Genomic DNA, 12679 nt, shown 5'->3' on the forward strand with positions numbered 1-12679 from the left:
GAGGGAGAAGTCCTTCTCCCTCCTGGGATGACCGGTGCGACCGATCAGGTTTCCTCGTCGCCGTCCGCGTCCACGCCGATCTCGGCGTCGATGTCCTCGTCCGCGTCCTCGATGTCGTCGGCGTCCTCGGCGTCATCCGCGACGTCCGCGTCCACCTCCACCTCGTCGGCGTCGGCTCCCTCCACGGCGGCGGGGCGCTTGCGGACCTTCTCCTCCGGCAGCGGGGCTGCGGCGCGGCGGGGGCGGGGCTGCTCGGCGGGCTGTTCCGTGCCGCACTTCGGGCAGACGGCCGGGTTCTTGGTCAGGTCGTAGAAGCGGGCACCGCAGGCGACGCAGGTTCGCTTGAGGCCGAGTTCGGCAAGGGCCATCAGGGAAGCCTCTGTTTGGCCCGCCCCGAACTGGGAAGAGTGGGCGGGACGGATGGGTCCGCCCAGTCTTCCCGGGGCGGGGCGGGCCGGGGGTGTGCGAAAGGGCGGCGCGCATTGCCATGGGGGCCGGGGCGTGTCAAACGCCCGGGCCTCTTTCCCAGCGCAAGTGTTGCCGATGCCCCATGATTCCGTGCAGCCGGCGGGCGTTTCGGGCCCCGTTTCCGGTCCCTTGTCCGGCCATGGCGGGGTGGTGCCGATGCGGGCCTCGGCGCCTCCGCAGGGGTTGCGGGGGCGGCTGGCGGTGCCGGGCGACAAGTCCGTTTCCCATCGCGCGCTGATGTTCGGGGCGCTGGCGGTGGGAACTACCGAGATCACCGGGTTGCTGGAGGGCGAGGACGTGCTGCGCACGGCCGCCGCCATGCGGGCGCTCGGGGCGGAGGTTGAGCGGGTTGGCGCCGGGCACTGGCGGGTGGCGGGGCGCGGCGTGGGCGGGCTGGTGGAGCCCGCGGATGTGCTGGACATGGGCAATTCGGGCACGGCGGCGCGGCTGATCTGCGGGTTGCTGGCGGGGCATCCGATCTTTGCGGTGCTGACGGGGGATGCGTCCCTTCGGAAGCGGCCGATGCGGCGGGTGACGGATCCGCTGGCGGCTTGCGGGGCGCGGTTCTCGGGGCGGGCGGGCGGGCGGTTGCCGCTGGCCGTGGAGGGGGCTTCCGATCCGATGCCGCTGGATTACCGGGTGCCGGTGCCCTCGGCGCAGGTGAAGTCCGCGGTGCTGCTAGCCGGGCTTTGCGCGCGGGGGATCACGCGGGTGGAGGAGCCGGAGGCGACGCGGGACCACACGGAGAACATGCTGCGGCATTTTGGCGCGACGGTTCGGGTGGAAACCGTGGGGCCCGGGCCGGGGAATGGCCGGGTGATCGAGCTGCAGGGGCAGCCGGAGCTGGTGGCGGCGCCGGTGGTTGTGCCGGGGGACCCGTCCTCGGCGGCGTTTCCGATCGTGGCGGCGCTTCTCGTGCCGGGGTCCGAGGTGACCGTGACCGGGGTGGGGCTGAACGCGCTGCGGGCCGGGCTGTTCGGGACACTCAGGGAGATGGGGGCGGAGCTCACCGTCCTGAACGAGCGGGTGGAGGGCGGGGAGCCGGTGGGCGACCTGGTGGCGCGGGGATCCGAGCTGCGGGGGGTGGATGTGCCGGCGAGCCGGGCGCCCTCGATGATCGACGAGTATCCGGTGCTGGCGGTGGCGGCTGGCTTCGCGCGCGGGGTGACGCGGATGCGGGGCCTGGCCGAGCTGCGGGTGAAGGAGAGCGACCGGCTGGCGGCGACGCTGGCGCTGCTGCACGCGAACGGCGTGGCGGCGGTGGTGGAGGGGGATGACCTGATCGTCACCGGGACGGGGGCGCCGGCGCCTGGGGGCGGGATGGTGGAGACGCATATGGACCACCGGCTTGCGATGTCGGCGCTGGTGATGGGGCTGGCGAGTGCGCGGGCGGTGGCGGTGGACGATGCGGCGTTCATCGACACCTCGTTTCCTGGCTTCGTGGCCCTGATGAACGGGTTGGCGGGCGGGAATGCGATCGCCCCGGCGGAGGCGCTGTCATGAGTGGGGTCATGAGTGGGGGCACGAGCGGGGGCGCGCCGGATGCGGTGGTGCCGGAGGGGCTGACCGCGCCTGTCGTGATCGCGGTGGACGGGCCGGCGGCGGCGGGCAAGGGGACGCTGGCGCGGCGGCTGGCGGCGGAGTTGGGGCTGCCCTACCTCGATACGGGGCTGCTGTACCGGGCGGTGGCGCGGCGGGTGCTGCTGTCGAGCGGGGTGCCGACCGATCCGGTGGCGGCGGAGGCAGCGGCGCGGGGGTTGGTGCCGGACGATCTGGCGCGGGGTGATCTGCGCGGGCCGGATGTGGACCAGGGGGCGAGCCAAGTGGCGGCGCAGCCGGCGGTGCGGGCGGCGCTGCTGGAGTTCCAGCGCGGCTTCGCGGCGAGCAGCGGCGGGGTGATGGATGGGCGCGACATCGGCACGGTGGTGTGCCCGGATGCGCGGGTGAAGCTGTTCGTCACGGCCTCCGCCGAGGCGCGGGCGCGGCGGCGGTGGCTGGAGCGGCAGGCGAAGGGGGAGGCCATTCCTTTCGAGGAGGTGGCGGCGGAGATGGCGGTGCGGGATGCGCGCGATTCGGCGCGGGACGTGGCGCCGATGCGGCCCGCTGAGGATGCGGTGATGCTGGATACGACGGCGCTGGATGCGGAGGCGGCGTTCCGGGAGGCTTGGCTGCTGGTGCAGGCAAAGCTCTCGGTCTGAGGGGCGGCCGGGGCCGGGTTTTCAGGCCTATGCGGGGTTGAACAGGGGGCGGCGGCCGAGCATTGTTCGGCTTTCCGATCGAGGGTCGACCCGTGCGTCTTCTTGCCGCGTTCCTTGCCCTGGCCGTTGGCGGATGCGCCTCGCAGATGACGGCGCAGGACTACGCCCTTCAGTTCGCGCGCGCGGGCGGCGATTTCCTCGCCTATCGGACCGGCGGCCAGATGTCGGACAGCACGAATGAGCGCGCCTGGGCGCATTGCTGGCAGACGAGGTGCGTCCGCGAATAGGGCCGGGCGGGGCTTCCCCCGCCCGGGGCCTGTTTCCCGTGGAACGGCCGTTCAGAGGGTTTCGAGGATGAAGCGGCCGTTGGTGTAGACGCAGATCTCGCCGGCGATGGTCATGGAGCGGCGGGCGATCTCCTCGGCGGTGAGGTCGTCCACGGTCATGAGGGCGCGGGCGGCGGCGAGGGCGAAGTTGCCGCCGGAGCCGATGCCGATGATGCCGTCCTCGGGCTCCATCACGTCGCCCTGGCCGGTGATGAGGAGGGAGCGGTCCTTGTCGGCGACGGCCAGCAGGGCTTCGAGGCGGCGGAGGTAGCGGTCGGTCCGCCAGTCCTTGGCGAGTTCGACGGCGGCGCGCTCGAGCTGGTCGGGGAAGCGTTCCAGCTTGGATTCCAGGCGCTCGAGCAGGGTGAAGGCGTCGGCGGTCGCGCCGGCGAAGCCGGTGATGACGCGGCCGTCGTGGATGCGGCGGACCTTGCGGGCGTTGTTCTTGACGATGGTCTGGCCCATGGAGACCTGGCCGTCCCCGGCCATGGCCACCTGGCCGTTCTTGCGGACGCAGAGGATGGTGGTGCCGTGCCAGCCCAGCGGATCGTGTGGTGTGGTGGTGTTGTCCATGATGGGCGTCATGTGGATATCCGGCGGGGACGGTGCAATCGGGGCGGTCGCGGGCTGGTTCCGGTGGGGCGCATGGCACCCCATCTGGTGCTGCGGTTCCTGCTGCGGTCCGTGGACCCGCCGATCGGCATGGGTCGGCGTTGAGCGATGGCAGGGCGTGAGCGAAGGCTGGGTGTGAGCGAAGGCGGGGCATGAGCGCGGCGGGGCTTTCCGCAACGGGCGGGCTGGGCAGGGCCGGGCCGAGAGGGCCGGGGCTTGCGGGGCCTGTCCTGGGCGGGTCCGTGCTGGGGGTGCCGGGCCGTTCGGGGCTGGGCCTTGGTGGTCCTCGCCTGACCGGGCCGCGGCTGCCGCGGGCGGCGCGGCGTGGGCCTTCGCGGTTGCGGGGCTGGCGCGGGGTGGCGCTGGGGCTCTCGCTGCTGCTGCATCTGGCAGCGGGAATCTGGCTGTTCGTCGGGTTCGAGCGGCGGCCGGTGGAGGAGCCCTCGGCGGCGGATTCGGCCATGGATGTCGTCTTCGAGGGTGGGGCTGCGGAGAGCCTGCCGGTGCCGCCCGCCGATGCGCCGCCCGCGCCGCTGGAGCCGCCCGAGGCGGCCGCGCTGCCGGCGCCGCCGCCTTCCCTGCCGCCCGCGCCCCCGCCGGGGATGCCGCGGATGGCGGAGGCGCCGCCCTTGCCGGTGCCGCCCCCGCCGCCTTCTCCGTCGCCGCCGTTGCCCTCTCCGCCCGTTGCGGCCGTGCCTTTCCCCGCGCCGCCTGCGCCGGTGCCGCCCGTGCCGCCGCCGGTGGCGCAGGGGCCTGTCGCGCCGCCGGCCCCGACCGTGCCGGTTCCGCCGCTCGCGCAGGCGGTGCCGCTGCCCGTGCCCCTGCCGTCGCTGCCGGCGCCCGCCGAGCTCTCCCTGCCGCCTCCACCGCCCGTGGCCGAGGCGCGGGAGGACTCCCGTGTGGCCGCGCTGCCGCTTCCGCCGCCGCCCGCGCCGGAGCCGCCGGCCGCACCGCCCGAGACGGCGACAGCACAGCCGCCCGCGCCGCAGCGGGCGGCTTCCCAGCAACAGGCGCAGCCCCGGCCGCGTCCGGCGGCGCCGGCCAATCCTTTTGCGGGGGCGCTGGATCTCAGCCAGGGCGGGCCTGTCACGCTTAGCGGTCGGGCGGCCCCGGCGCCGGGGTCGTCGGGGTCCTCGGGAGTGCGACGGGACCGGGAGTCTGCGCTGTCAGCGGCTCCGGCCAACCCGGATGCGCCGAACGCGCAGATGCGAATTCGCGGCGCTCAACTCGGGGCGGAATGGCGGGCGGCTTTCATGGCCTGGCTGCGCCAGCACGGATACTACCCGCGCCAGGCGGCGGAGGCGGGGGAGGACGGCACGACGGTGATTCGCTTCACCGTGGATCGCAGCGGGCAGGTGAGTGGGGTGCAGCTGATCGGGCGGTCGGGGTCGATCTGGCTGGATGCGGGGGCACAGGCGTTGGTGCGGGGACGGACTGTGCCGGCCTTCCCGTCGAGCACGCGGGAAGACAATGCGGAGATCGACCTGACGATCAACTACATCCTCAGGCGGCGCTGATACGGGTCGGGGCGGGATGTCACGGGGAGAGGAAGAAGGAATTCTTCCTCTCCCCGGACCCCTCTCCATCATCTTTTTCTATCGGCTGGGAATGCTCGGCTGACGGCGCGCCTCGGGTCGAGGACCCGAGGCGACTGGCAAGTCAGGATGGGTCCGCGGCAGCTCGATGGGGGTCCAGGGGCCTCAGGCCCCTGGCGGGCGAGGTCTGGAGAGGGCGGCGCCCTCTCCAGGGGCGGCCTTAACACGGCTTGGTTCCACCCCGGCGCGTCGCGGTCTAAAGGACGGCGATGGACGCCATGCCCCGCCGCGCCGAGATCCGCCGCGAGACTTCCGAGACCCGCATTCACCTGACGCTGGACCTGGATGGGACCGGGCGGGCGGAGGTGGCGACGGGGGTTGGGTTCCTGGACCACATGCTGACGGCGCTGGCGCGGCATTCGATGGTGGATCTCCAGGTGAAGGCCGAGGGGGACCTGCATATCGACTTCCACCACACGACTGAGGATGTGGGGATCGTGCTCGGGCAGGCGATCCGGCGGGCGCTGGGGGAGAAGCGGGGGATCCGGCGCTACGGGCAGGCGCTGGTGCCGATGGACGAGGCGCTGGCGGAGTGCGCCATTGATATTTCGGGGCGGCCTTTCCTTGTGTGGTCGGCGACCTTCTCGCGCGACAAGGTCGGCGAGATGGATACGGAGCTGTTCGAGGAGTTCTTCCGCGCCGTGGCCATGCAATCCGCGATGACCGTGCATCTGACGCAGCGGGCGGGCACCAACGCGCACCATGTTGCCGAGGGGCTGTTCAAGGCCTTTGCGCGCGCGCTGCGGATGGCGGTGGAGGCGGATCCGCGGGCGGCGGGCGCCATTCCCTCCACCAAGGGCACGCTGGACGGCTGATGCGCGTTTTCACGATTCATGCGCGGGATGGCGAGCGGCCGCGGACGCGGCTGGTGCCGGAGGGCGGCTCGTTCCTGGCCTTCCTGTTCGGGCCGCTGTGGCTGCTGTGGCGCGGGCTGTGGCTGGTGCTGCTGGGGTATCTGCTGCTGGCCGGGTTGATCGCGGTGTTGCCCGACCCTTGGGAGGGTGTGGCGGCGCTGGCCCTGCAGGTGCTGCTGGGCTTCCACGCGCGGGATCTGGAGCGGTGGACGCTGCGGCGGCGCGGCTATGCGGTGGCGGGGGTGGTGGCCGCAGGGGATGAGGAGGAGGCCCTGTTGCGCGCGGTGCGGGCGCGGCCGGGGCTGGCGCGGGGGATGATGGCGTGACGGTGCCGCTGTGAAGGTCTCCTCGCTGTGAGGATCGCGGTCATCGATCCCGGGTCGGGCAACCTGGCCTCCGTGCGGCGCGCCTTCGAGCGGGCTGCGGCGGAGGAGGGGGTGGGGATGGAGCTGTCCGTCACCACCCATGCCGAGGACGTGCTGGCGGCGGACCGGGTGGTGCTGCCGGGGCAGGGGGCGTTTGCGGCCTGTGCGCGCGGGTTGCGGGCGCTGCCGGGGGTGGAGGAGGCGCTGCGCGAGTCCGCGATCCTGCGCGGGCGGCCGTTCCTGGGCATCTGCGTGGGCATGCAGCTGATGGCCGAGCGCGGGCTGGAGCATGGGGTGACGCCCGGGCTGGGCTGGATCGCCGGCGAGATCGCGCCGATGGATCCGCGCGGGGCGGACGGGGCCGCGCTGCCGCTGCCGCAGATGGGGTGGAACGGGCTGCAGGCGCATGGGGCGCATCCGCTGCTGGCGGGGCTGGACGCCGAGCCTTACGCGTATTTCGTGCATTCCTACGCGCTGTCGGGCGGGCGGCGGGAGGAGTTGCTGGCGAGTGCGTCCTATGGCGGCGAGGTGGCGGCCGTGGTGGGGCGGGACAATCTGGCGGGGACGCAGTTCCACGCCGAGAAGTCCGGGCCGGTGGGGCTGCGGATCCTCCGGAACTTCCTGCGCTGGGCGCCATGATGCAGGTGGCGCAATCCCTTTCCGTGGAGCGCGTGGACACGCTCTCGGACGCCGATATGGCGGATCTCTGTGAGGCGACGGATGCCGCCATTATCGAGGGCGGCGGCTTCGGCTGGCTGGCGGCGCAGGGGCGCGAGGCCTTGGCGCGGCATTTCCGGGGCGTGATGCTGGTGCCGGAGCGCGAGCTGTTCGTGGCGCGGCTGGACGGGCATCCCGTGGGATCGGCGCAGTTGGTGCGGCCGGTGCGGAACAACGAGGCGCAGGCCTGGGCCGCGCAGCTCACCCACGCCTATATCGCGCCCTATGCGCGCGGGCACGGGCTGGCGCGGATGCTGGTGCGGCGGGTGGAGGAGCGGGCGGCGGCGCTGGGGCACCGGGTGCTGAACCTGGACGTGCGCGAGACGCAGGCGACCGCCATCGCGCTGTTCGAGGGGCAGGGCTACATCCGCTGGGGGACGCACCCCGCCTATGCCCGGGTGGATGGGCGGACGGTGGCCGGACATCACTACTACAAGACGCTGGAGCCGGTGCGGGGGCGCCCGACCGGGGCCGTTTTTTCGCAGGATACCTGATGGACTTCGTTCCCTATCCCGCCATCGACCTCAAGGGTGGGCAGGTCGTGCGCCTGAAGCGCGGCGACATGGCGCAGGCGACGGTTTACGGCGACCCGGCGGTGCAGGCGGCGGCCTTCGATGCGGCCGGGTTCCCCTGGCTGCATGTGGTGGATCTGGACGGGGCGTTCGCGGGGAAGCCGGCCAATGTGGAGGCGGTGCGGGCCATTCTTGGCGCGACGTCGCGGCCGGTGCAGCTCGGCGGGGGCATCCGGGACATGACGACGGTGGAGGCCTGGCTTTCTGCAGGGGTCGCGCGGGTGATCCTGGGGTCGTCGGCTGCCAAGAACCCCGAGTTCGCGCGGGCGGCGTGCCGGGCGCATCCGGCGCGGGTGGCGATCGGGATCGATGCGCGGGACGGGTTCGTGGCGACCGAGGGCTGGGCGGAGACGGGGACGCTGACGGCGCTCGACCTCGGGCTGATGCTGGAGGATGCGGGAGCGGCGGCGATCATCCACACCGATATCGATCGGGACGGGATGCTGGGCGGGGTGAATGTGGCGGCCACCGCTGCGCTGGCCTCGCGGTTGTCCACGCCGGTGATTGCGAGCGGCGGGGTCGCGGGGGTGGCGGATCTGGATGCGCTGCGGGCGACGGGGGTGATCGCGGGGGTGATCATCGGGCGGGCGCTGTATGATGGGCGGCTGACGGCGGTTGAGGCGCTGGCGGCCCCAGGGGGCGTCGCCCCCTGACCCCGACCGGGGAGCCTGAGGCTCCCCGGACCCCACCATCTGTTTTTAGGGGGTGCGCCTGAGGTCAATGACCTCAGGCGACTGACAGGGCGGATTTGCGGCCGAAGGCGTTTGCCTGCGGCGCTGCGTTTGATCGCTGGATTTCCTGAAAAACTTGACGCGGGGTCCGGGGAGCCCGGTGGCTCCCCGATGCGGGCAAAAGCTTGCTTTTGCCCTGGGGTCTGGGGAGGCAAGGCCTCATCAGGGGCGGCTGGGTGCGCCCTTATTCGGCGGCGACCATGACCGGCGGTTTCTCGGGCATGTCCGGCCCCAGGCCACGGCGGTGGAGCCAGGAGAGGGTGTGGTAGACGGCCTTGAAGGACAGGATGGGCAGCACGGCGCGCGGGTCGCCGAAGCGGCCGCCGGCGAGGTTGCCGGCGAGCATGTTGATGATGCCGTCGCGCATCCAGAGCGTGTTCTTGGGGGCCATGAAGAGGCTGCGCATGACCGGGTCGTTGATGCGGTAGATGAGCCAGCCGATGCGGTCCATCGCGCGGGCGAGTTCCTTGTTGGTGGCCTGGCAGGCGGCGGCGCCGCGGATGGGGTCGTCGAGCCAGGTGTCGGCGGCCTTGGCGCCGAGTTCGCCCGCGGTCATCGCCATAAGGACGCCGGTGGAGAACATGGGGTCCACGAAGCCGAAGGCGTCGCCGATCATCAGGTAGCCTTCGCCGCTGCCTGAGGTGGCGCGATAGGAGTAGTTGGCGGTGCTGTAGATCTCGGACGCGATGGTGGCGTTGCGGGTGCGGGCGGAGACGGTGGGGCTGCTGGCAATGCGGTCGCGGAAGATGTCCTGCGCGCTGCCCTTGCGGCCCTTCCAGGCGGACTGGTTGCCGACGAAGCCGATGCTCATCACGTCACCGGGGAGGGGGATGAGCCAGAACCAGCCGTCCTCGGCGAGGTGGATGGAGATGTAGCCGTCCAGCTCGCCCTCCCGCCGCTCGACGCCGGTGAAGTGGGCGTACATGGCGGCGGTGTTGTTGTGCTTGTTGCTCTCCTTCAGGCGGAGCTTGCCGGCGAGGAAGGTGTCGCGGCCGGAGGCATCCAGCACGAAGCGGGGGCGGAAGGTGAGGTCCACGCCTTCGCGCGTGCGGGCGGTGACGGTGGCGCGCTCGCCTTTTGCCGCGAAGGCGATGTCGGTGACGCGGGTTTCCTCGAGCGTGTGGGCGCCGAGGCGCTCGGCGTTCTTGAAGAGGGCAGCGTCGAAGTCGGAGCGGCGGACCTGCCAGGAATGGGTGCGGCGGCGGTTGAGGGCCTGCGCGAAGGGGAAGGCGCAGGAGCGGCCAGTGCGGTCGGAGACGAATTCGGCGCCGGGCTTGTGCACGCCCATGCCGCGCACCGTCTCGATCATGCCGAGGCGTTCGAGGATATCGAGGTTCCGGGGCAGCAGGCTTTCGCCGATGTGGAAGCGGGGGTGGGCTTCCTTTTCCACCAGCACCACGTCGCGCCCGGATTGGGCGAGGAGGGCGGCCGCGGTCGATCCCGCGGGGCCGCCGCCGACGACGAGGACGTCAGGGGTCGCGCTCTGTTCCATGGAGGGAAGATTTCGGCCGTGACGCGGAGGTGGTCAAGCGTTTGCGCGGCGGGTCGCGAATGGTGGCGGGGCGTGGCAGGATTGGGGGATGCATCCTTCCGTCCGCGCCGGCTTCCGGGAGGCCTTCGGGGCCCATAGCCTGGCGATGGGCGCCACCTTCATCGCCTTCGGTGCCGCGGTGCGGGCCTCGGGGTTCGGGCTGGGCTGGGGGCTGGCCTCCTCGGCCGGGGTGTATGGGATGGCCGGGCAGATGGTGCTGCTGGGCGCGCGGCCGGGGGCGGAGGCGGCGGCGGTGGTCGGGGCCATCATGGCCAATGCGCGGTTCCTGCCGATGGCGGCGGCGCTGGCGCCGCTGGTGCGCGGGCCGTTGGCGCCGTTCTGCGTGCCCTTCGTCGCCATCACGCCCTGGGCGGCGGCGATGCGGCGGCTGCCGGAGCTGCCGGCCCCGGACCGGGCGCGGTGGTTCCTGGGCTTCGCGCTGACGGTGTGGACGATGGGGCTGGCGACGACGGCGCTGGGCTATGCGGTGGCCGGGCATCTCTCGCCGGTGGTGCTGCGGCTGCTGCTGATGGTGAACGTGCTCTATTTCGGGCTGATGATCGCGGCGGGGTTGGCGCGCGGGGGGCCTTGGCGGGCGTCCCTGGCCGGGGCGGTGGCGGCGCCGCTGGCCTTTCTGCTGCCGGATGGCGTGCCGCCGGCCTGGGGGATCCTTGGCGCCGCGCTGATCGGCGGGACTGCGGCCTTCCTGTTGCGGCGGCGGTGATGGAGGGCTGGGGGCCGCTGCTCGTCGCCGTTCTGGCCATGCTGCTGTTGCGCGGGCTGGGGATGGCGCTGGCTTGGCGGCTGCCGGCGGGACATCCGGCCATTCTCTGGGCGGCGGCGGTGAGCGAGGCGGCGCTCTCGGCCTGGGTGGTGCTGGCGCTGGTCTCGCCGGGGCCCTGGCCGGTGGTGGCGCGGGTGGCGGGGGCAGGGGCGGGGTTGGCGGTGTTCCTGCTGTGCGGGCGGCGGCTGATGCCGGGGCTGGCGGTGGGGTTGGGGGTGATCTGGGGAGTGGATCTGCTGCTTCGGTGAGGGGGTGCTTGTGGCCGCCGGGAGGGAGAAGGAAGTCTTCCTCCCGGCCTCTCCCTCATCTTTGTCTTGGGGGCTGCCGCGGAATGTTCGGGCTGCGGTTCGCGAGGCTCCATGAGCCTCGGCGGAGGGCGTGGCGGATGGCGCGGCCGATGGATTTTGCCTGTGGTGGCGTCCTTTGGTCATCGTGTCGCGGCAGCCTGATCGGCTGGGTCCGGGGATCCCGGGATCCGGTGGGAGACAAACGTTTTGCGTTTGCCCTGGGGTGCAGGGGCTAGTTCCCTGCGGGCGCGATCAGCCCGCGACGAGTTCAGAGAGGCAGCCGGCTTCGGTGCGGTTCTCGGTGCCGGAGGCGCGGGCGGCGGCCCAGGCGACGCGGGCGGAAGCGCTTTCCCGGTAGAGAACGACGTCCAGGGCGCAGTTGCGGCCCTGGTAGAGCCAGATTTCGGCGTTGCCTTCGGGGCGGCGGCGGGTGGGCTGGCCGAGGGTGGCGAGCACGCCGTCGGGTGTCTGGCCGACCAGGGCGGCGACGCTGCCGGGGGCGGGACGGCGGGTGGCGGGGCCGCTGGGTGTGGGACTAGGCGTTGGCGCGGGGGTGATGCCGGCGACGGTGGCGCGGTGGGATTCCAGCACCTCCTCGAGCACCTGGCTGGCGGCGCGGTCGGGGCCGGCGGGGGCGCAGGAGGCGAGGAGGGCGGCCAAGGCCATGATGGGGGCCAGGATAGAGGCCAGAAGCGGGGCCAGGAGCGGGAGGCGGGTGGCGGACGGCGCGGGGCCGCCGGGTGACGCGGTCATTGCCGGTCCCATGGCTCGAGGCGTGGTTCGGGGGTGGGCTGGCCCGGGTAGCGGGCCGGGCGTCAGTTGGGGGAGCCTGTCCGGGCGCGCGGGGTGGCCGCGCGCCCGGGGTTTCAGTGCCTCAGCTGCGCAGCGGGGCCAGGTTGGGGGTCGCGTATTGCGGGGACGCCTGGGCGGTCTGCGGGCTGGCGGGCGGCGTCATCGGGGCGGCGGCCTGGGCGTCCGTCAGCATCTCCATGCGGCCGGAGAGCTGGCCGCCCTCCTCCACCGAGAGCTTGCGGGTGCGGGCGACGCCGAGGACGCGGCCGGTGGCGCGGATGGTCAGCGAGTTGCGGGCGGTCAGCGTGCCGTCGAACACGCCGGCGATCTCGGCGTCATCCACCTGGACCTCGCCCTTGAATACGCCGGAATGGGTGATCTGCAGTTCCTGGGCATGGATCATCTGGCTCTCGACCGTGCCGTCCACGACCAGGCGCTCGGCATCGGCCACGGTGCCCTGGAGCGAGATGCCCTTGCCGACGACGAGGGTGCGGCGCTCGGCGGCGGCGGGGCGGGCGGCGGGACGGGGTGGCATGGTGACGCCGGGGGTGGCGGGCGCGCCCGGGGCGGAGGGGGCGGTCGGCTTGGGCGGCAGGCTCATGGCAGGGTCCTTGGGGGCTTGGCCCGGAGTGGGGCGGAAGGGGGGCACGGCCAGGTCGGGATCGCGCGAGACGGGCACGGTCGCGGGCTCAGCGTCGGCGGGTCCCTGGTCGGCGGGACGACGGCGGAAAATTCCGGACATGGCAGTTTCCCCTGCGCGATACGGTCGTGGCCTTGCGCCGGGCGGTCCGGCCCGAGGGCTTGGACGCGGCGGTTCGGCCGGCGGTAGAGCCGGCCCTGGGCCGGC

Annotated in this window: 16 protein-coding genes; 11 read left to right on the forward strand and 5 right to left on the reverse strand. The window is 72.8% G+C overall.

Annotation, left to right across the window (positions count from 1 at the left end):
- Window positions 1-44: 44 nt before the first annotated feature.
- Window positions 45-368 carry a TIGR02300 family protein gene (locus tag ACVBD7_RS19755; protein WP_458094951.1) on the reverse strand — a complete coding sequence of 108 codons (324 nt, stop codon included), beginning with the start codon at window positions 366-368 and terminating at the stop codon, window positions 45-47.
- A 256-nt stretch (window positions 369-624) separates the two neighbouring features.
- On the opposite strand from ACVBD7_RS19755, the gene aroA reads away from it, so the two are divergent.
- The 3 genes from aroA (at window position 625) to ACVBD7_RS19770 (ending at window position 2953) form a co-directional block, all read left to right on the forward strand.
- Entirely contained in the window at window positions 625-1971 is a 1347-nt protein-coding gene (aroA, locus tag ACVBD7_RS19760; RefSeq protein WP_458097732.1) for a 3-phosphoshikimate 1-carboxyvinyltransferase, read from the forward strand.
- 8 nt (window positions 1972-1979) lie between these two features.
- Entirely contained in the window at window positions 1980-2666 is a 687-nt protein-coding gene (locus ACVBD7_RS19765) for a (d)CMP kinase (protein ID WP_458094952.1), read from the forward strand.
- Between the two features lie 92 nt (window positions 2667-2758).
- Window positions 2759-2953, forward strand: a complete 195-nt coding sequence (locus tag ACVBD7_RS19770; protein ID WP_458094953.1) for a hypothetical protein — start codon at window positions 2759-2761, stop codon at window positions 2951-2953.
- 51 nt (window positions 2954-3004) lie between these two features.
- Here the strand turns inward: ACVBD7_RS19770 and hslV are convergent, their stop codons facing one another.
- A complete protein-coding gene (hslV, locus tag ACVBD7_RS19775) occupies window positions 3005-3577 on the reverse strand; it encodes an ATP-dependent protease subunit HslV (protein ID WP_458094954.1) in 573 nt (190 codons plus the stop codon).
- 179 nt (window positions 3578-3756) lie between these two features.
- Between hslV and ACVBD7_RS19780 the strand changes: the two genes are divergently transcribed.
- The 6 genes from ACVBD7_RS19780 (at window position 3757) to hisA (ending at window position 8360) form a co-directional block, all read left to right on the forward strand.
- Window positions 3757-5121 (forward strand): energy transducer TonB, encoded by a 1365-nt coding sequence (locus ACVBD7_RS19780; protein WP_458094955.1) that lies wholly within the window; start codon window positions 3757-3759, stop codon window positions 5119-5121.
- A 296-nt stretch (window positions 5122-5417) separates the two neighbouring features.
- Window positions 5418-6014, forward strand: coding sequence for an imidazoleglycerol-phosphate dehydratase HisB (gene hisB, locus ACVBD7_RS19785; RefSeq protein WP_458097733.1), 597 nt, complete (start codon window positions 5418-5420; stop codon window positions 6012-6014).
- A complete protein-coding gene (locus ACVBD7_RS19790; RefSeq protein WP_458094956.1) occupies window positions 6014-6379 on the forward strand; it encodes a DUF2628 domain-containing protein in 366 nt (121 codons plus the stop codon). Before hisB ends, ACVBD7_RS19790 begins: the two co-directional genes overlap by 1 nt.
- A gap of 27 nt (window positions 6380-6406) precedes the next feature.
- A complete protein-coding gene (gene hisH, locus ACVBD7_RS19795) occupies window positions 6407-7057 on the forward strand; it encodes an imidazole glycerol phosphate synthase subunit HisH (protein WP_458094957.1) in 651 nt (216 codons plus the stop codon).
- A gap of 56 nt (window positions 7058-7113) precedes the next feature.
- Window positions 7114-7629 carry an N-acetyltransferase family protein gene (locus tag ACVBD7_RS19800; RefSeq protein ID WP_458097734.1) on the forward strand — a complete coding sequence of 172 codons (516 nt, stop codon included), beginning with the start codon at window positions 7114-7116 and terminating at the stop codon, window positions 7627-7629.
- Window positions 7629-8360: a 1-(5-phosphoribosyl)-5-[(5-phosphoribosylamino)methylideneamino]imidazole-4-carboxamide isomerase gene (gene hisA, locus ACVBD7_RS19805; protein ID WP_458094958.1), complete on the forward strand. Its 732-nt coding sequence runs from the start codon at window positions 7629-7631 to the stop codon at window positions 8358-8360. Before ACVBD7_RS19800 ends, hisA begins: the two co-directional genes overlap by 1 nt.
- Before the next feature lie 262 nt (window positions 8361-8622).
- Here hisA and ACVBD7_RS19810 read toward each other — a convergent pair whose 3' ends face one another.
- Window positions 8623-9930 carry an NAD(P)/FAD-dependent oxidoreductase gene (locus ACVBD7_RS19810; protein WP_458094959.1) on the reverse strand — a complete coding sequence of 436 codons (1308 nt, stop codon included), beginning with the start codon at window positions 9928-9930 and terminating at the stop codon, window positions 8623-8625.
- An 88-nt stretch (window positions 9931-10018) separates the two neighbouring features.
- Here ACVBD7_RS19810 and ACVBD7_RS19815 point away from each other — a divergent pair, with 88 nt between their 5' ends.
- Both ACVBD7_RS19815 and ACVBD7_RS19820 read left to right on the forward strand, forming a co-directional pair.
- The gene (locus ACVBD7_RS19815) at window positions 10019-10693 is read left to right on the forward strand and encodes an AzlC family ABC transporter permease (protein ID WP_458094960.1); all 675 of its coding nucleotides are present in this window, start codon (window positions 10019-10021) and stop codon (window positions 10691-10693) included.
- Window positions 10693-11001 carry a hypothetical protein gene (locus ACVBD7_RS19820; protein ID WP_458094961.1) on the forward strand — a complete coding sequence of 103 codons (309 nt, stop codon included), beginning with the start codon at window positions 10693-10695 and terminating at the stop codon, window positions 10999-11001. Before ACVBD7_RS19815 ends, ACVBD7_RS19820 begins: the two co-directional genes overlap by 1 nt.
- Window positions 11002-11292: 291 nt before the next feature.
- On the opposite strand, the gene ACVBD7_RS19825 is transcribed toward ACVBD7_RS19820, so the two are convergent.
- Both ACVBD7_RS19825 and ACVBD7_RS19830 read right to left on the reverse strand, forming a co-directional pair.
- Entirely contained in the window at window positions 11293-11793 is a 501-nt protein-coding gene (locus tag ACVBD7_RS19825; protein WP_458094962.1) for a hypothetical protein, read from the reverse strand.
- Between the two features lie 121 nt (window positions 11794-11914).
- Window positions 11915-12574 carry a bactofilin family protein gene (locus tag ACVBD7_RS19830; protein WP_458094963.1) on the reverse strand — a complete coding sequence of 220 codons (660 nt, stop codon included), beginning with the start codon at window positions 12572-12574 and terminating at the stop codon, window positions 11915-11917.
- Window positions 12575-12679 lie beyond the last annotated feature (105 nt).

The organism is Roseomonas sp. WA12, from assembly GCF_054165765.1.

Coding starts and splice junctions, on each gene's coding strand:
- ACVBD7_RS19820 (WP_458094961.1), top strand. CDS start 10,693: ATGGAGGGCTGGGGGCCGCTGCTCGTCGCCGTTCTGGCCATGCTGCTG.
- hslV (WP_458094954.1), bottom strand. CDS start 3,577: ATGACGCCCATCATGGACAACACCACCACACCACACGATCCGCTGGGC.
- aroA (WP_458097732.1), top strand. CDS start 625: ATGCGGGCCTCGGCGCCTCCGCAGGGGTTGCGGGGGCGGCTGGCGGTG.
- ACVBD7_RS19790 (WP_458094956.1), top strand. CDS start 6,014: ATGCGCGTTTTCACGATTCATGCGCGGGATGGCGAGCGGCCGCGGACG.
- ACVBD7_RS19755 (WP_458094951.1), bottom strand. CDS start 368: ATGGCCCTTGCCGAACTCGGCCTCAAGCGAACCTGCGTCGCCTGCGGT.
- ACVBD7_RS19815 (WP_458094960.1), top strand. CDS start 10,019: ATGCATCCTTCCGTCCGCGCCGGCTTCCGGGAGGCCTTCGGGGCCCAT.
- ACVBD7_RS19825 (WP_458094962.1), bottom strand. CDS start 11,793: ATGACCGCGTCACCCGGCGGCCCCGCGCCGTCCGCCACCCGCCTCCCG.
- ACVBD7_RS19800 (WP_458097734.1), top strand. CDS start 7,114: ATGGCGGATCTCTGTGAGGCGACGGATGCCGCCATTATCGAGGGCGGC.
- ACVBD7_RS19830 (WP_458094963.1), bottom strand. CDS start 12,574: ATGTCCGGAATTTTCCGCCGTCGTCCCGCCGACCAGGGACCCGCCGAC.
- hisB (WP_458097733.1), top strand. CDS start 5,418: ATGCCCCGCCGCGCCGAGATCCGCCGCGAGACTTCCGAGACCCGCATT.
- ACVBD7_RS19810 (WP_458094959.1), bottom strand. CDS start 9,930: ATGGAACAGAGCGCGACCCCTGACGTCCTCGTCGTCGGCGGCGGCCCC.
- ACVBD7_RS19765 (WP_458094952.1), top strand. CDS start 1,980: ATGAGTGGGGGCACGAGCGGGGGCGCGCCGGATGCGGTGGTGCCGGAG.
- ACVBD7_RS19780 (WP_458094955.1), top strand. CDS start 3,757: ATGAGCGCGGCGGGGCTTTCCGCAACGGGCGGGCTGGGCAGGGCCGGG.
- hisA (WP_458094958.1), top strand. CDS start 7,629: ATGGACTTCGTTCCCTATCCCGCCATCGACCTCAAGGGTGGGCAGGTC.